Annotated in this window: 15 protein-coding genes and 1 pseudogene; 10 read left to right on the top strand and 6 right to left on the bottom strand. The window is 72.3% G+C overall.

Annotated features, from left to right (window positions below; translation table 11 throughout):
* Nucleotides 1-48: 48 nt before the first annotated feature.
* Nucleotides 49-918: a glycine--tRNA ligase subunit alpha gene (locus HEQ75_RS03600; protein ID WP_168027554.1), complete on the bottom strand. Its 870-nt coding sequence runs from the start codon at nucleotides 916-918 to the stop codon at nucleotides 49-51.
* Between the two features lie 88 nt (nucleotides 919-1,006).
* Here HEQ75_RS03600 and HEQ75_RS03605 point away from each other — a divergent pair, with 88 nt between their 5' ends.
* Nucleotides 1,007-1,426: a ketosteroid isomerase-related protein gene (locus HEQ75_RS03605; protein WP_168027555.1), complete on the top strand. Its 420-nt coding sequence runs from the start codon at nucleotides 1,007-1,009 to the stop codon at nucleotides 1,424-1,426.
* On the opposite strand, the gene HEQ75_RS03610 is transcribed toward HEQ75_RS03605, so the two are convergent.
* Nucleotides 1,407-1,796 (bottom strand): YybH family protein, encoded by a 390-nt coding sequence (locus HEQ75_RS03610; protein ID WP_168027556.1) that lies wholly within the window; start codon nucleotides 1,794-1,796, stop codon nucleotides 1,407-1,409. The two genes, HEQ75_RS03605 and HEQ75_RS03610, sit on opposite strands and share 20 nt — an antisense overlap.
* 79 nt (nucleotides 1,797-1,875) lie before the next feature.
* Here HEQ75_RS03610 and HEQ75_RS03615 point away from each other — a divergent pair, with 79 nt between their 5' ends.
* Nucleotides 1,876-2,061 (top strand): tautomerase family protein, encoded by a 186-nt coding sequence (locus HEQ75_RS03615; RefSeq protein WP_168027557.1) that lies wholly within the window; start codon nucleotides 1,876-1,878, stop codon nucleotides 2,059-2,061.
* Nucleotides 2,062-2,116: 55 nt separating this feature from the next.
* Here HEQ75_RS03615 and HEQ75_RS03620 read toward each other — a convergent pair whose 3' ends face one another.
* Entirely contained in the window at nucleotides 2,117-2,809 is a 693-nt protein-coding gene (locus HEQ75_RS03620; protein WP_168027558.1) for an alpha/beta fold hydrolase, read from the bottom strand.
* Between the two features lie 242 nt (nucleotides 2,810-3,051).
* Between HEQ75_RS03620 and HEQ75_RS03625 the strand changes: the two genes are divergently transcribed.
* Nucleotides 3,052-4,617 carry a hypothetical protein gene (locus HEQ75_RS03625; protein ID WP_168027559.1) on the top strand — a complete coding sequence of 522 codons (1,566 nt, stop codon included), beginning with the start codon at nucleotides 3,052-3,054 and terminating at the stop codon, nucleotides 4,615-4,617.
* Nucleotides 4,618-4,690: 73 nt separating this feature from the next.
* Here HEQ75_RS03625 and HEQ75_RS03630 read toward each other — a convergent pair whose 3' ends face one another.
* Nucleotides 4,691-5,521 (bottom strand): S49 family peptidase, encoded by an 831-nt coding sequence (locus tag HEQ75_RS03630; RefSeq protein ID WP_168027560.1) that lies wholly within the window; start codon nucleotides 5,519-5,521, stop codon nucleotides 4,691-4,693.
* Between the two features lie 99 nt (nucleotides 5,522-5,620).
* Between HEQ75_RS03630 and HEQ75_RS03635 the strand changes: the two genes are divergently transcribed.
* Both HEQ75_RS03635 and HEQ75_RS03640 read left to right on the top strand, forming a co-directional pair.
* Nucleotides 5,621-6,820: an FAD-dependent oxidoreductase gene (locus HEQ75_RS03635; protein WP_168027561.1), complete on the top strand. Its 1,200-nt coding sequence runs from the start codon at nucleotides 5,621-5,623 to the stop codon at nucleotides 6,818-6,820.
* A complete protein-coding gene (locus HEQ75_RS03640; RefSeq protein WP_168027562.1) occupies nucleotides 6,817-7,440 on the top strand; it encodes an isochorismatase family protein in 624 nt (207 codons plus the stop codon). Before HEQ75_RS03635 ends, HEQ75_RS03640 begins: the two co-directional genes overlap by 4 nt.
* Nucleotides 7,441-7,451: 11 nt before the next feature.
* On the opposite strand, the gene ygfZ is transcribed toward HEQ75_RS03640, so the two are convergent.
* Nucleotides 7,452-8,276, bottom strand: a complete 825-nt coding sequence (gene ygfZ, locus HEQ75_RS03645; RefSeq protein WP_168027563.1) for a CAF17-like 4Fe-4S cluster assembly/insertion protein YgfZ — start codon at nucleotides 8,274-8,276, stop codon at nucleotides 7,452-7,454.
* 103 nt (nucleotides 8,277-8,379) lie between these two features.
* Between ygfZ and HEQ75_RS03650 the strand changes: the two genes are divergently transcribed.
* Genes HEQ75_RS03650 through asnB form a run of 3 tightly spaced genes read left to right on the top strand, consistent with a single transcriptional unit; the run spans nucleotide 8,380 to nucleotide 12,115 of the window.
* Nucleotides 8,380-9,306: a glycosyltransferase family 9 protein gene (locus tag HEQ75_RS03650; RefSeq protein ID WP_168027564.1), complete on the top strand. Its 927-nt coding sequence runs from the start codon at nucleotides 8,380-8,382 to the stop codon at nucleotides 9,304-9,306.
* Between the two features lie 14 nt (nucleotides 9,307-9,320).
* Complete coding sequence (locus HEQ75_RS03655) at nucleotides 9,321-10,352, top strand: glycosyltransferase (RefSeq protein WP_235961225.1); 1,032 nt, start codon at nucleotides 9,321-9,323, stop codon at nucleotides 10,350-10,352.
* A complete protein-coding gene (gene asnB, locus HEQ75_RS03660) occupies nucleotides 10,352-12,115 on the top strand; it encodes an asparagine synthase (glutamine-hydrolyzing) (protein WP_168027566.1) in 1,764 nt (587 codons plus the stop codon). Before HEQ75_RS03655 ends, asnB begins: the two co-directional genes overlap by 1 nt.
* 6 nt (nucleotides 12,116-12,121) lie before the next feature.
* Here the strand turns inward: asnB and HEQ75_RS03665 are convergent, their stop codons facing one another.
* Nucleotides 12,122-12,616: a DUF29 domain-containing protein gene (locus tag HEQ75_RS03665; RefSeq protein ID WP_168027567.1), complete on the bottom strand. Its 495-nt coding sequence runs from the start codon at nucleotides 12,614-12,616 to the stop codon at nucleotides 12,122-12,124.
* Between the two features lie 54 nt (nucleotides 12,617-12,670).
* Between HEQ75_RS03665 and HEQ75_RS03670 the strand changes: the two genes are divergently transcribed.
* Together HEQ75_RS03670 and HEQ75_RS03675 are read left to right on the top strand one after the other, a co-directional pair.
* Nucleotides 12,671-13,993: a dihydroorotase gene (locus HEQ75_RS03670; RefSeq protein ID WP_168027568.1), complete on the top strand. Its 1,323-nt coding sequence runs from the start codon at nucleotides 12,671-12,673 to the stop codon at nucleotides 13,991-13,993.
* A gap of 383 nt (nucleotides 13,994-14,376) precedes the next feature.
* Nucleotides 14,377-14,763: pseudogene (locus HEQ75_RS03675) on the top strand (hypothetical protein); the annotation flags it as partial.

Here is a 14,763-nt window from a genome sequence, read left to right on the forward strand (position 1 = left end):
CCCTCACGGTAGAACGGACGGCAATCATGGTATAATAACCCGGAAAAGTCACGCGGTCTCGCCCGCCACCCAGGCCTCGCAGCAGCCCTTCGCCAGCGCGCGGACGCGGCCGATATAGGCGGCGCGCTCCGTCACGCTGATGGCGCCGCGCGCATCCAGCAGGTTGAAGCGGTGGCTGGCCTTGATGCACTGGTCATAGGCCGGCAGCGCCAGGGGCGGCGTATGCGCGAGCAGGGACTGGCATTCCTTCTCGGCGTCCGCGAAGTGCTGGAACAGCATCCCCGTATCGGCGGCGGAGAAATTGTGGTGGCTGTATTCCACCTCCGCCCGGTGGAAGACCTCGCCGTACTTCACCCCGCGGCCATTGAAGTCCAGATCGTAGACGTTCTCCACGTTCTGGATGAACATCGCCATGCGTTCCAGGCCATAGGTCATCTCGAAGGACGGCACCTCGCACGCAATGCCGCCGACCTGCTGGAAATAGGTGAACTGGCCCACCTCCATCCCGTCGCACCACACTTCCCACCCCAGGCCCCAGGCACCCAGGGTCGGGCTTTCCCAGTCATCCTCGACGAAGCGGAAATCATGCTGCATCGGGTCCAGGCCAAGCGCGCGGTAGCTGGCCAGCAACAGGTCCTGCGCGTCGCGCGGCGATGGCTTCATGATGACCTGGTACTGGTAGTAGTGCTGCAGCCGGTTCGGATTCTCCCCGAAGCGGCCATCGGCGGGCCGGCGCGAGGGCTGCACATAGGCCGCCGCCCAGGGCTTCGGCCCCAGCGCGCGCAGCGTCGTCGCCGGGTGGAAGGTGCCGGCGCCGACTTCCATGTCATAGGGCTGCAGGATCAGGCAGCCCTGCGCGCTCCAGAAGGCATGGAGGCGCAGGATGATATCCTGGAAGGAAGGCGGCTTCTCGGGCATGCGGTGGGACTTGCCGGCGGTGGTTTCGCCCGTTCAATACGCCCCCTCCGCCCTGACCGGCAAGCAACCGCCCCGGGAGACCGCCGCCATGCACGCGACCGAACGCCTGATCCGCGCCTACTACGCCGCCTTCGACGCCGGCGACCGCGCCGCGATGCTGGCGATGGTGGCCGAAGACCTGGCGCATGACGTGAACCAGGGCGCGCGCCGCCTGGGCAGGCCCGCCTTCGCCGCCTTCCTGGCGCAGATGGACGCCGCCTATGCCGAGCGCATCGCCGACCTCGTGGTGATGGTGGACGCCACCGGCCTGCGCGCCGCCGCGGAATTCACCGTGAAGGGCCGCTACCTGCGCACCGATGAGGGCCTGCCGGAGGCGAGCGGCCAGACCTACAGCCTGCCCGCGGGCGCCTTCTTCACGCTGCGCGACGGGCTGATCGCGCGCGTCGCCACCCACTACAACCTGCAGGACTGGATCCGGCAGGTCTCCGTCAGGCAGGACCGGGGCTGAGCAGGTTCGCGTCCCGCGCCAGCCGCCAGGCGCCATCCCGGCCGCGGCGGAAGATCGACAGCGTGCCGCCGGCCATGTGCTTCATCGGCCCGCCATGCCAGGGGGTGACGGCGACCTTCACCTGGCCGCGCACCCAGGCAAGGTCGCCCAGCACCTCCACCTCCTGCACCGTGCTACTGCCTTCGATCTTCACGCCCTGCATGGCGCGGGCGGCGGCCAGGAAGGCGTCCCTGCCGAAGGGCGCCTTGCCGGGGACCATGAAGACCACGTCCTCCGTCATCAGCGCCGCGACGGCGTCCAGGTCCCCGGCCTGGGTCGCGTCGAACCAGCGTTGCACGATCTGGCGGATGGCGGCTTCGTCCTGGGTCATCCGGGAAAACCCTCTTGGCGCGGCGGTCGGGGCGGGGGAGGCTGGCGCGTCTCTCTCCCCCCAGGCCGAGGATTAAGCAATGCCCGAGATCATGGTCTTCGCCGCCACCGGCCGCAGCACGGAACAGAAGCGCGGCCTGGTGCGCGACCTGACGGAGGCGATGGTGAAGAATTTCGGCGTGGCGGCCGAATCGGTGACGGTGCAGATCGTCGAATCGCCGCCGGATTCGAAGGGCAAGGGCGGGGTGCTGTTCAGCGACCGGTAGCGCATTCTCAAGTCGGGCGGCGGCGCCTGACGACCCGGAGCGGGCGCCGAGATGGTCAGGCTCCGGCCGCCGCCACCCAATCCAGGATCAGATCCGCCAGGGCCTGCGGCGCCTCGATCGGCAGCATGTGGCCGCTGCCCTCGATGACGTGAAGCCGGGCGCCGGGGATGCCGGCGGCCAGTTCCTCCGCCTCCGCCACGCTGCGCAGCGCGTCCTGCGCGGCCGCCACCACCAGGGTGGGGCAGGCGATCTCGCCCAGGCGGGTGTCGAAGGCCGGGCGGGCGAGCTGCGACTGGCGCAGGAAGACCGCGCCGCCCAGCCGGTCCCCGATGGCGCGCAGCCGGTCGACCAGCGCCGTGTCGCCCGCCCGGTCCGGGTGCAGGCCACGGGCGATGGCGCCACGGCTCATCCCCCGGAAGGCCTGCCCCGCCGGGCGGCCGGCAATGGCCTGGCGCCGCGCCTGCTGCGCGGCACTGTCGCCGCGGGCGGAGGTGGCGACCAGCACCAGCGCGCGCACCCGCGCCGGCGCCATTCGCGCCACTTCCCGCGCCACGAAGCCGCCCATGGAGAAGCCGACCAGCACGAAGCGCCCCGGCACATCCGCCAGCACGCGCGCCGCCATGGCCTGCATCGTCTCGTCCTGGAACAGGTCGCCATGGTGGATCGGGCCGAGCGGCGCCAGCAGCGGCGCCATCTCGTCCCACAGCCCGGCATCCAGCATGAAGCCGGGCAGCAGCACCACGCTCATGCGCCGGGCCGCCCCGGGAAGCGCTGGGAGGGGCGGAGGCGAAACACCATCTGCAGCACTCACCGTCCGGGCGGTGGCTGGCGAAAGCAACGCTGGCGATCGCCCCGTCCGAACGACAGGCGATGCTGGCGGAATGCACCCTGCAGGTCTGCCATCAGGCCGACATCGCGCACCTTCATTGCTCCTCTCGATGATCACCCTTATCCTTTCGGCGGCCGGGCCGATGGGGGATTTGGATCACCGTGGCGATCGTCCCCGAAGGTATCAGGCATAATCTTCTTTCCTACTGGGGGCACCTCGTCGCCGGTTCAGCCGGGACCATCGCATATCGGCCACTTCGGCATGTCACGCGGCAGGATGTCTTGGCAATCTCGGCACCTTGGGAAGGTGGTCGGACCATCATCCTCGCCCCGGATGGCGAGCAACCGGCGTCCTGGCGGATCGAGCCCGGCACGCTACCCGGCTGTATCGCGCTGGGGAGCGAGGAGCACTGGCTGGGCTCGCGCAAGGATGGCAGCGTCTTCACCGTGCCCCAGAAGTCGGCCTGGGAGAATTTTCTCCCGGTCTCGGAAGGTGTGATCGAAACACTGCGATCGATCCTGGTGCAGGATTGGACCATCGAGGGGAATGACGCGACCCGGTCTCGGCTGGGGCTGCGCAACTTCAACCTGGTCTTCGACGACCACCTCTTTCCGCTCCGGCTGAACAGCACGCTGGCGGAGCAGGACGGGCGGATCTTCCTGCGCACCGAAACACAAACCGTCTGCCTGCAACGCTGCGGCACGCGCCCACCACCGGCGATCTGGATCAACCCCCGCGGCAATATCGGCAACCGCGCCCTGCAATACCTGACGGCTGAAGGACTGCGCGCGCAGTTGCCGGAGGCAAGGATCAGCAATCTCCGGCTCGATATGTGGGGCATCGACCAGCCGGCCCCCCGCCCCCCGGCGGATCGCTGCGCCGGCACGGGACCGCGTCGCTACTGCCTCGACATCGGGGGCCTGGCGGATTGCCTGCGACGCGGGGAGGTGGATGCCCTGGCGATCGAGAGCTTCACCTTCCGCGTCGACCACTACCCGCCGCGCGAGACCTGCCGCACCCTGTTCCCGCCGGCTCGCGGCGCCGAGGCGGCCATTGGCTTCGGGAACGACGAACTCCTCTGCAACATCCGGGCGGATGAGATCCTGCGCGGTGCCCACCCGGACTACATCCCGCTTCCGGCCGGCTTCTACCGGCGGCTGGAGGAGGACAGCGGACTGGAGCTGGTCTTCTACGGGCAGCTCGAACCGAACCCCTACATCGACTCCCTGCGAGAGGCGTTTCCGAATTCCCGCTTCATCGCCAGCCAGGGCGCCGCGATGGATTTCGAAATCATCCGGCGTTCCGCGAACATCGCGGTCGCCATCAGCACCTTCTCGTGGCTCGCGGCCTGGCTGAGCGAGGCGCGGCGGATCTATGTCCCGGTCGGCGGCATGCTCAACCCCATCCAGCACCCCGGCCAGACCTACATCGTGGGCGACGACCCGGCCTACCGCTACGTCATGCTGCCCATTGTCCGCTCGGCGAACCTCTATGAAGATCCGGCCCGGTTCTGGGAAGCGCAGCGCGTCCTGGGCGCCTCCTGCCGCCTTGCGGAGGAGCAGGAGCTTGCCTCGCTGATTCGGTTGGCTGCCTCGCCGGAACGCTCCGGGCGGCTGGATCTGGGCGGCTTCGACAGCGGATCCTATCTGCGAAGCCGCCCCGCCCTGGAGTCCGAGGTGCTGGCCCTGCGGGCGACGGCGCTGGGCGACCGCCTCGCCCGCGACTAGGGCCTGTGGGCAGTTGGGCTGCGGGCGCGAAAGGCGGAGGACTGCCGGCCTGGGGGCTCCGGCCATGTGCGCGCTACAGCCCCAGCCGCGCCCAGGCCGCCCGTTCCTCCACCGCCGCCAGCGCCCCCCCTGCCAGCGCCCCGCCCAGCGCCGCGCCGGAGAACAGGCGGAGCGGCCAGGGCGGGCGGCGGGCGGCGATGGGGATGATCTGCGCCTTGTCGCCATGCCGGGCGCGGAGTTCGCCCGTCACCTCCCCCAGCCGGTCCGCCAGGCCAAGCTCCACCGCGCGCCTTCCGGTCCAGAAGCGGCCGCTGAACAACTCCTCCTCCGGCGCCACCAGCCGGGCGCCGCGGCGGGCGCGGACCCAGTCGCGGAACACCCCGTGCAACTCGGCCAGCAGCGCCTCCAGCCGCGCCACATCCTCCGGCCGTTCGGGGCGGAAGGGGTCGAGGAAGCTTTTCTCGCTGCCCGCGGTGTACATCCGCCGCTGCACGCCGAGCCGCCCGATCGCCTCCTCCAGCCCGAAGCCGGCACTGATCACGCCGATGGAGCCCAGGATGCTGGCCGGGTCGGCCACGATCTCATCCGCGGCACAAGCCAGCCAATAGCCGCCGGAGGCCGCGGCATCCTCGACATAGGCGGTGACCTTCACGCGCTTCTTCTCCGCCAGCCGGCGGATGCGCTGGGCCACCAGGCTGGACTGCACCGGCGACCCGCCGGGCGAATTGATCACCAGCGCCACCTCCGCCAGGCGCTTCAGGCCGAAGGCGCGGTCGATCAGCTGGCCGCTGGCCTGGGCGCTGATGCCGGGGGTGGCGAAGGGGCTGGTGCCGCGGGCGGCGATGGCGCCCGAAAGGCGCAGCAGCGCGATGCGGGGCGGCTTGGACAGAAAGGGAAGCTTCATCCGGGATAGATGCGCCGCCGCGACGGCCGTGCAAGCGCCCGCCCCCTTCCGCCGCGCCCGCCGGCGCGCCATTGTCCGGACAACACCACCGAGAGACCCATGGCCAAGCCCCTTCCCGTCCTCATCGCCGGCGCCGGTCCGGTCGGCATGGTCGCCGCCGCCTACCTGGCCGGGGAAGGCATCCCCGTCACCATCGTCGAACAGGCCGAGGCGCTGCCGACCGACCTCCGCGCCTCCACCTTCCACCCGCCGACGCTGGACATGCTGGGCCGGTTCGGCGTGGTGGAAAGCCTGATCGAACAGGGGCTGGTCTGCCCGCAATGGCAGTTCCGCGACCGCGCCCGCGGCCCCATCGCCACCTTCGACATGGGGGTGCTCTCGGCCGACACGGACCACCCCTATCGCCTGCAATGCGAGCAATGGCGGCTGACGCAGATGCTGCGCGACCGCATGGCGGCCAACCCCGACGTCACCTTCATCTACGACGCCCGCGCAGCCGACGTGACGCAGGACGCGGATGGCGTCACGCTGGTGATCGAGCGCCCGGATGGCAGCACGGAACGCCTCGCCGGGTCATACCTGATCGGCGCCGACGGCGCGCGCAGCGCCGTGCGGCGGGCGATGGGCACGGAATTCCGCGGCCAGACGATCCCGGAGATCTTCCTCTCGCTCTCCACCACCTTCCCCTTCCATGAGGCGATCCCGGACCTGGCGGACATCTCCTACATCTCGGATCCGGAGGAATGGTTCGTGCTGCTGCGCACGGCGTCCCTGTGGCGCGTGCTGTTCCCGACCGACCCGACGGAGACGGAGGAGGCGATGACCGCGCCGGCGCGGATGGATGCGCGGCTGCAGGCGGTGGTGCCGAACCCGGCGGGGTATGAAGTGGTGCACCGTACCGGCTACCGGGTGCATGAGCGGGTGGTGGACGACTACGTCCATGGCCGCGTCTTCCTGGCCGGCGATGCCGCCCACATCAACAACCCGCTCGGCGGCATGGGCATGAATGGCGGAATCCACGATGCCTTCAACCTGGCGGAGAAGCTGGCCGCGGTGTGGCGCGGCGCGCCGCTGGAGACCATGGGCCGCTACGGGCGGCAGCGCCGCAAGGTGGCGCTCGACGTCGTGCAGCAGCAGGCGCTGCGCAACCGGCAGATCCTGAACCAGCGCGACCCGGCGGTGCGGCAGGCCCATCATGACGAGCTGCGCGCCACGGTGGCCGATGCCGCGCGCCACCGCGCCTATCTGCTGCGCTCCTCCATGATCCAATCCCTGCGCGACCTGGAGACGGTGGCATGAGCGGACACCCCGAGGCCGAGATCTACCACCGCCAGGGCATGGGCCAGACCGCCGGCATGGGGAACCGCCCGGCCCTGATCATCGTGGACTATGTGGTGGGCTTCGCCGATCCGGCGCATTTCGGCGGCGGCAACATCGCGCCGGCCATCGGCCAGACGGTGCACCTGCTCGCCTTCGCCCGGCGGCATCGCTGGCCGGTCGCGCATACCCGCGTGGTCTATGCGGAGGACGGCTCCGATGCCGGGGTCTTCACCCTGAAGGCGCCGTCGCTCCTCAAGCTGACCGAGCATTCGCCGCTGTCGCAGATCGTGCCGGAACTGGCGCCGGTGGCGGGCGAGCACATCATCCGCAAGCAGGGTGCCTCCGGCTTCTTCGACACCAACCTGGCCAGCTGGCTGCGCTTCCAGGGCGCGGACACGGTGGTGGTGGCCGGCTGCACCACCAGCGGCTGCGTGCGCGCCACCGTGGTGGACAGCCTGCAGCACAATTTCCGCACCATCGTCGCGACCGATTGCGTCGGCGACCGCGCGATCGGCCCGCATGAGGCGAATCTGTTCGACATGGGCCAGAAATACGCGGATCTGCTGACCCGGGCGGAGATCGAGGCGCGCGCGGGCTGAGCGGCCGGGCGCTACGCCGCCGGCGCGGGCAGCTTCATCCAGTCCGGCACGCGCGGCGTCAGCAGGGCGCCACCGGCGGAGAGCACCACGCCCTCCGCCAGCACATCCAGCCGCAGCAGCGCCAGGCCGTGGCCGTCGCGGGCGGACCGCATCTCCCCCACCTCCGTTCCGTCGCGGAGCACCGGCGTGCCGCGCGGCGGCAGGCCGCCCTGCACCGTCACCGGCACGATGCGGCGCTTCAGCAGGCCCCGATACTTGGTCCGCGCCGTCAGCTCCTGCCCCATGTAGCAGCCCTTGGACCAGGACACGCCGCCGAGCTCGTCGAAACCGCCTTCCAGCAGCACGGATTTCTCCGGCTCCAGGTCGCGGGAGCCGTCCGGCAGGCCGAGCGACAGGCGGTGCAGGTCATACTCCGCCGCGGTCGCATCGGCGGCGAAGGGCGCCGTGGCCAGGAAGCGCCAGCCGGCGGCGGGCAGCCGCGGGTCCGGCGCGGCCAGATCCGCCGCCGGCGGCACCGCGCCGCCCCAGGCCGCGCCGACATGGAATTCGCCCGAGGCGTCGCGCAGCGCCACCTGGGCGCGCAGCCGGAAGCGCGACAGGCGCTGCACCAGCATGGGCACCTGCGCCGCCTCCGCCTCCAGCAGCAGGCGCTCGGCCTCCGCCAGGATGAAGAAATCGGCCAGCCACTTGCCCTGCGGCGTCAGCAGCGCGGCCCAGACGGCACGCCCCGGCGCCGCCAGGGCGACGTCGTTGGAAACCAGGCCCTGCAGGAAGCCCAGGCGATCCGCGCCCGTCAGCTCCACCACGCCCCGTTCAGGCAATCCGGCAATCGGCATGCGGCACAGATGGGCGGGGCCCTGTGGCGATGCAACAGGCCGATACGCGGGTGCCTGGTTCGGTTGGGGCGGCTCGCCGCGTTGTGCTATGGGCGGCGCCTGCATGCGCATCCTTTTCGTCACCGCCACCCGGATCGGGGACGCGGTCCTCTCGACCGGTCTGCTGGACCATCTGATTCGCACCCATCCCGGGGCGCGGATCACGGTCGCCTGCGGCCCCGCCGCCGCCGGCGTCTTCGCCCGGATGCCGCAGCGGGAGGCCCTGATCGTGCTGGCCAAGCGGCGCTGGTCGCTGCACTGGCTGGATCTGTGGCGCCGGGTTGCCTTCACCCGATGGGACCTGGTGGTGGATCTGCGCGCCTCGGCGCTGGCCTGGACGGTGCCGGCGCGGCGGCGGCTGACCGGCCGCGGCGGGCGGCGGCCGGGGCACCGCCTGGCGCATCTCGGGGCGCTGATGCGGCTGGCGCCGCCGCCGCTGCCGGTCGCCTGGACCGCGCCGGCGGATGAGGCGCGCGCCGCGGCGCTGCTGCCGGGCGGCCCCTGGCTGGTGCTCGGGCCGACCGCCAACTGGGTCGAGAAGGTGTGGCCGGCGGAACGCTTCGTGCAGGTGGCGCGGGCGCTGGTCTCGCCCGGCGGCGCGCTGGAAGGCGCCCGCATCGCCATCCTCGGCGGGCCGGGGCCGGGGGAGCGCGCCATGGCCACCCCGGTGCTGGAAGCCTTCCCCGCCGCGGTGGATCTGGTGGGTACCCTCGCCCTGCCGGAGGTGGCCGCCGTGCTGCGGCGCGCCGCGCTGTTCCTGGGCAATGATTCCGGCCTGATGCACCTGGCCGCCGCCACCGGGGCGCCCACCATCGGCCTGTTCGGCCGCAGCAGCGCCGAAGAATATGGCCCCTGCGGTCCGAACGCCCGGGCGGTGGAAGCCGACGGCCCGCCCTTCGTGACGCCAATGACGGACCTGCCCGCCCCGCGCGTGCTGGCCGCGGCGGAGTCGCTGCTGCGGCCAAGGGTGCCGGAAGGGCAGGTCGCATGAGGGTGGCGCATGTCATGGCTGGCGCGCCCCAGGGCGGCGCCGAGGCCTTCTTCGAGCGCCTGGTGGTGGCCCAGCACCGCGCCGGCCTGGCCGTGCAGGCGGTGATCCGGCGCGAGGCCGGGCGCGCCGCACGGCTCGCCGCCGGCGGCGTTCCGCCCATCGAGCTCGGCTTCGGCGGGCCGCTCGATCTGTTGACGGCCGGGCGGCTGCGCCGGGCGCTGGCGGCCTTCCGGCCGGATGTGGTGGTGGCCTGGATGAATCGCGCCGCCGGCTTCGCCCGCGCGGCGACGGGGGCCAGGGCCCCCTGGGCGCTGGCCGGGCGGCTGGGCGGGCAGTACAGGTTGCGCCACTATGCCGGCTGCGACCTGCTGGCCGCCAACACGCACGGCCTGGTGGCCTGGATCGCGGCGCAGGGCTGGCCGGAGGCGCGGCTGCGCCATGTGCCGAACTTCGCCGCGGACCTCGCCGCCGCCAGCCCCGCGCCGCTGCCCTTCCCGCCCGGCGCCGTGCCGCTGCTGGCCATGGGCCGGCTGCACCCGAACAAGGACTTCCCCACCCTGCTGCGCGCCCTGGCGCGGCTGCCGACCGAGGTGCACCTGGCGCTGGCCGGCGACGGGCCGGACCGCCTGGCACTCGAAGCCCAGGCACGGGCGCTGGGCCTCGGTGGGCGCGTGGCTTTCCTCGGCTGGCGCCAGGATGTCGGCGCGCTGCTGGCGGCCAGCCGGATGCTGGTGGTGCCGTCGCGCATCGAGCCGCTGGGCAATGTCGTGCTGGAGGGCTTCTCCGCCGCGCGCGCCGTGGTCGCCACCGCCGCGGACGGCCCGCGGGAGGTGATCCGCCACGGCGAGACCGGGCTGCTGGTGCCGATCGGCGAGGCCCCTGCCATGGCCGATTGCATCGCCGCCCTGCTGGCCGCGCCCGACCGCGCCGCGGCGCTGGCCGCCGCCGGGCGGGCGGAGTTCCTGGCCCATCATGCGGAAGCCCCGGTGCTGGCGGCCTGGGACCGCTTCCTGGCGGATGCCGCCGCGCGCAGGGGGACCGGCTGATGTGCGGCATCGCCGGCCTGGTGCTGCGCCAGGGCATGACGCCGGATTCCGGCACGCTGGGCGCCATGCTGCATGCCCTCGGCCATCGCGGGCCGGATGGGGAGGGCGTGCACATCGCCGACAATGTCGGCCTGGCGCATAACCGCCTGGCGATCATCGACCTGGTGACCGGCGACCAGCCGCTGCATGCCGGGCCGGCCACGCTGGTGGCGAATGGGGAGGTCTACAACCACATCGAATTGCGGGAGGCCCACGCGCTGGTCTGCCAGACCGGGTCCGACTGCGAACCGCCGCTGCACCTGTATCGCCGGGAAGGCGCGGAAGCCACCGCCCTGGCGCTGCGCGGCATGTATGCCATCGCCCTGCATGACCGCGCCGCCCGCCGCGTGGTGCTGACGCGCGACCCCTTCGGCATCAAGCCCCTGTACATCGCGGAGGTGCCGGGCGGCATCGCCTTCGCCTCGCAGCCCTCGGCGCTGCTCGCCGCCGGGCTGATGCGGCCGGTGGTGCGGGCGGAAGCGCGGGAGGAATTGCTGCAGCTGCAGTTCACCACCGGCGCCGAGACGATCTTCGCCGGCATCACCCGCGTCCTGCCGGGGGAGACGGTGGTGATCGCCGATGGCGCGATCGTCGAGCGCCACCGCCGCGCGGCCCTGCCCACCGGCGCGCCGGTGCCGATGACGGAGGAGGAGGCGCTGGCCCGACTCGACGCCGCCTTCGAGAACAGCGTCCGCCTGCACCAGCGCAGCGACGTGCCCTTCGGCCTGTTCCTCTCGGGCGGCATCGATTCCGGCGCCGTGCTGGCGATGATGGCCCGGCTGAACAGCCAGCCCGTCCGCGCCTTCACCGCCAGCTTCGACGTGCCGGGCGCGGCGGATGAACGCGCCGCGGCGGAAGCGGCGGCCAAGGCGCATGGCGCTCAGCACACCATCATCACCGTGACCGAGGCCGAGGTCTGGCGTGAGCTGCCCAAGATCGTCGCGGCGATGGATGATCCGGCAGCGGACTACGCCATCATCCCCACCTGGTTCCTGGCCCGGCAGGCGCGGCAGGCGGTGAAGGTGGTGCTGTCCGGCGAGGGCGGGGACGAGCTGTTCGCCGGCTATGGCCGGTACCGCAGCGCCATGCGGCCCTGGTGGCTCTGGGGGCGGCGGCCGCGCGCGACGGGCGCCTTCGACCATGTGAAGAACGTGCTGCGGGAGGCGCCGCGCACCTGGCGGGACGGCATCACCGCGGCGGAAGCCGCCACCGCCCTGCCCGGCCGCACCCGGCTGCAGGCGGCGCAGGCGGCGGATATCGCCGACTGGCTGCCGAACGACCTGCTGGCCAAGCTGGACCGCTGCCTGATGGCGCATGGGGTGGAAGGCCGCACCCCCTTCCTGGATCCGGTGGTGGCGGAATTGGCCTTCCGCCTGCCCGATTCGCTGAAGCTGCGCGGCCGCAGCGGCAAATGGCTTTTGCGCGCCTGGAGCGCCCGGCATGTGAAGGGGGCACAACCCTTTGCGGCCAAGCAGGGCTTTACCGTGCCGGTGGCGGCCTGGATCGGCGGCGTGGGGGACCGGCTGGGGCCGCTGGTCGCGGCGCAGCCGGGGGTGGCAGAGGTGGCGCGGCCCGACCGCGTCATCGCCCTGTTCCGCAACGCCGCCGGCAACAAGCACCGCGGCTTCGCCGCCTGGCACCTGCTGTTCTACGCGCTGTGGCACCGCGCGCATGTGGAGGCGCGGCCGGTGGAAGGCGATGTTTGGCAGGTGCTGGGCGGCTAAGCGGGATCAGGCGGCGGGTGGGAGCCACTCCTCGTCCAGTACCTGGCGGTCCGCATCGTAGCGCGGCGCATCCGCACGGGTCGCGGCATCCAGCGTCGGCAGCCGGTCCGGCGCCTCCTCCCGCAGTTGGCGGCGGAGCTGGCGCAGGGCGCGGGGCCAGGCGGCGTCGACAAAATCCTGCCGGCGAGCGCGCAGCGAGGGGCTGTCGCGGAACTCGATCTCCAGCAGCGTGCGGCAATTCGCCAGCTCCGCCGCCCAATGGTGGCGCGCGGTGGCAGGCGCCGGATGGAACTCGATCTTCAGCAGGTGCAGCAGCGCCTGGTACAGCAGGGATTGCACCGTCCGCCGCTGCGACCCGCCCATATCCGCCACTTCCTCGGCCAGGTTCGCGATATCCAGGCCGTTCGGGCGCAGCGCCTCGGGCCAGGCGCGCAGCCGGGCGGCCTGGTCCTGGGTCCAGGCGTACCAATCCTGCTCATAGGGGATGGCTGTATCGGGCATGGCGTGCGGATTATAGGAAGCCCTCCCCGCCCCATCCCAGAGGACAGCGCCGCCATGCCCCAGACCCATGACCTGATCCTGCGTGGCGGCACGCTGGTCCTGCCCTGGGGCATGGAGGCGGCCGATGTCGGCGTGAAGGCCGGGCGCATCGCCGCCATCGGCGACCTGCGCACCGCGGCAGCGGCGGAGGTGATCGACTGCACCGGCCTGCACGTGCTGCCCGGCCTGATCGACAGCCACGTCCACCTGCGCGAGCCGGGCGACCCGGCGGTGGAGACGATCGAGACCGGGACGAAGGCCGCGGTGCTCGGCGGCCTCACCACCGTCTTCGACATGCCGAACACCAACCCCTCCATCACGACGCGGGAGAGGCTGGACTGGAAGCGGGATTTCGTCGGCGGCCGCGCCTGGTGCGACATCGGCTTCTATGTCGGCGCCGCGAAGTCCAACATCGCCGAGCTGGCGGTGCTGGAAGCCGAGCCCAATGTCTGCGGCGTGAAGGTGTTCGCGGGCAGTTCCACCGGCGACCTGCTGGTGGAGGACGATGCCAGCCTGGAGGCCGTGATGCGCAGCGGCCGCCGCCGCATCAGCTACCATTCCGAGGACGAGTACCGCCTGCAGGCGCGCAAGCCCGCCTACACCAGCGGCATGCCGCACCGGATGCACGCCGAATGGCGCGACGTGGAATGCGCCTTCCTCGGCACCCGGCGGCTGATGGCGCTGGCCCGCAAGACCGGCCGCCCGGCGCATATCCTGCACGTCTCCACCGCCGAGGAACTCACCTACCTGAAGGATTTCCGCGACGTCTGCACGGTGGAGGTGCTGCTGAACCACCTGACCCAGACGGACGAGGCCTATGACCGGCTCGGCGGCTATGCCGTGATGAACCCGCCGATCCGCGACGCGCGGCACATGGCGGCGGCCTGGGCGGCGGTGGCGGATGGCACGGTGGACAGCGTGGGGTCGGACCACGCCCCGCACAGCCGGGCCTCGAAGGAGAAGCCCTGGCCGGAGTGCGGCGCCGGGCTGACCGGCGTGCAGACGCTGGTGCCGGTGATGCTGGACCATGTCAGCGCCGGGCGGCTTTCGCTGCCGCGCCTGGTGGACCTGCTGAATGCCGGGCCGGCGCGGGTGTTCGGCCTTGTCGGCAAGGGAAGGCTCGCGGCCGGCTATGATGCCGATTTCACCGTGGTGGACATGCAGAAGTCCCGGGTGATCGAGGAGAGCTGGATCGCCTCGCCCTGCGGCTGGACGCCCTTCGCCGGGCATCGCTGCACCGGCTGGCCGGTGATGACCCTGGTGCGCGGCCAGGCGGTGATGCGGGAGGATGCGGTGCTGGGCAGCCCGGCCGGCATTCCGGCCCGCTTCGCACCATGAGCGCCACCATCACCGGTTGAGGCGCTGCGGGGCGGCTGGTAGAGCCGCGGACACGGGATCGGGAGATGGTCATGGCGCAGCAGGACAAGGGGGGCATCGACTGGGCGGCGCGGCTGCGCGCCTCGCTGGGCCAGCGCCCGGCCGCCACGCCGGCACAAGCGGCCGCCACCATGCCGGCACAACCGGCAGCCACCACCCCGGCGCAGCCGGCGGCCGACCCAGCGGCCCCGCCAGAGGTTGCGGCACCGCCGACGAGCCCACTTCTCGCAACCCTCCGTGCACCGGCGCCGGAGCCCGAGGAGACGGCCCCGACCGCCGAGCCGAACCGGGCCGACCCGCCGGCACCGGCGCCGGCACCCGGGGGGCTGCTGTCCTTCCTCAATGTGAAGCCGGCCGAAGCGCCGCCGATCTGGGCCAGCCCGCTGCTGATCGCCCTGGAGGCCCAGAAGCCGCCGGCAAGGCCGGAAGCGCCGTCGGCCGGCGGCACGCCGATGTCGCCGCCCCCCAAGGCCGAGCCCCCTGCACGCCCCGGCCCGATCACCGACAGGCCCGCGCAACCCGCCGCCGAGGCCGCGGCCAAGGCCTCCGCACCGGCCCCGGTCGAGACCAAGCCCGCGCCGCCGGCTGCCGAAGCCGCGGCCAAGGCCCCCGCGCCGGCCCCGGTCGAGACCAAGCCCGCGCCGCCGGCCGCCGAAGCAGCGGCCAAGGCCGCCGCGCCGGCCCCGGTCGAGATCAAGCCCGCGCCGCCGGCCGCTGAAGCCACGGCCAAA

The organism is Falsiroseomonas selenitidurans, from assembly GCF_012103215.1.
In the GTDB taxonomy this organism is placed as follows: Bacteria; Pseudomonadota; Alphaproteobacteria; order Acetobacterales; family Acetobacteraceae; genus Falsiroseomonas; species Falsiroseomonas selenitidurans.

Bases quoted from the DNA above. Each gene is read 5' to 3' on its own strand.
- HEQ75_RS03600 (WP_168027554.1), bottom strand. From the start codon at position 918: ATGCCCGAGAAGCCGCCTTCCTTCCAGGATATCATCCTGCGCCTCCAT.
- HEQ75_RS03605 (WP_168027555.1), top strand. From the start codon at position 1,007: ATGCACGCGACCGAACGCCTGATCCGCGCCTACTACGCCGCCTTCGAC.
- HEQ75_RS03610 (WP_168027556.1), bottom strand. From the start codon at position 1,796: ATGACCCAGGACGAAGCCGCCATCCGCCAGATCGTGCAACGCTGGTTC.
- HEQ75_RS03615 (WP_168027557.1), top strand. From the start codon at position 1,876: ATGCCCGAGATCATGGTCTTCGCCGCCACCGGCCGCAGCACGGAACAG.
- HEQ75_RS03620 (WP_168027558.1), bottom strand. From the start codon at position 2,809: ATGAGCGTGGTGCTGCTGCCCGGCTTCATGCTGGATGCCGGGCTGTGG.
- HEQ75_RS03630 (WP_168027560.1), bottom strand. From the start codon at position 5,521: ATGAAGCTTCCCTTTCTGTCCAAGCCGCCCCGCATCGCGCTGCTGCGC.
- HEQ75_RS03635 (WP_168027561.1), top strand. From the start codon at position 5,621: ATGGCCAAGCCCCTTCCCGTCCTCATCGCCGGCGCCGGTCCGGTCGGC.
- HEQ75_RS03640 (WP_168027562.1), top strand. From the start codon at position 6,817: ATGAGCGGACACCCCGAGGCCGAGATCTACCACCGCCAGGGCATGGGC.
- ygfZ (WP_168027563.1), bottom strand. From the start codon at position 8,276: ATGCCGATTGCCGGATTGCCTGAACGGGGCGTGGTGGAGCTGACGGGC.
- HEQ75_RS03650 (WP_168027564.1), top strand. From the start codon at position 8,380: ATGCGCATCCTTTTCGTCACCGCCACCCGGATCGGGGACGCGGTCCTC.
- HEQ75_RS03655 (WP_235961225.1), top strand. From the start codon at position 9,321: ATGGCTGGCGCGCCCCAGGGCGGCGCCGAGGCCTTCTTCGAGCGCCTG.
- asnB (WP_168027566.1), top strand. From the start codon at position 10,352: ATGTGCGGCATCGCCGGCCTGGTGCTGCGCCAGGGCATGACGCCGGAT.
- HEQ75_RS03665 (WP_168027567.1), bottom strand. From the start codon at position 12,616: ATGCCCGATACAGCCATCCCCTATGAGCAGGATTGGTACGCCTGGACC.
- HEQ75_RS03670 (WP_168027568.1), top strand. From the start codon at position 12,671: ATGCCCCAGACCCATGACCTGATCCTGCGTGGCGGCACGCTGGTCCTG.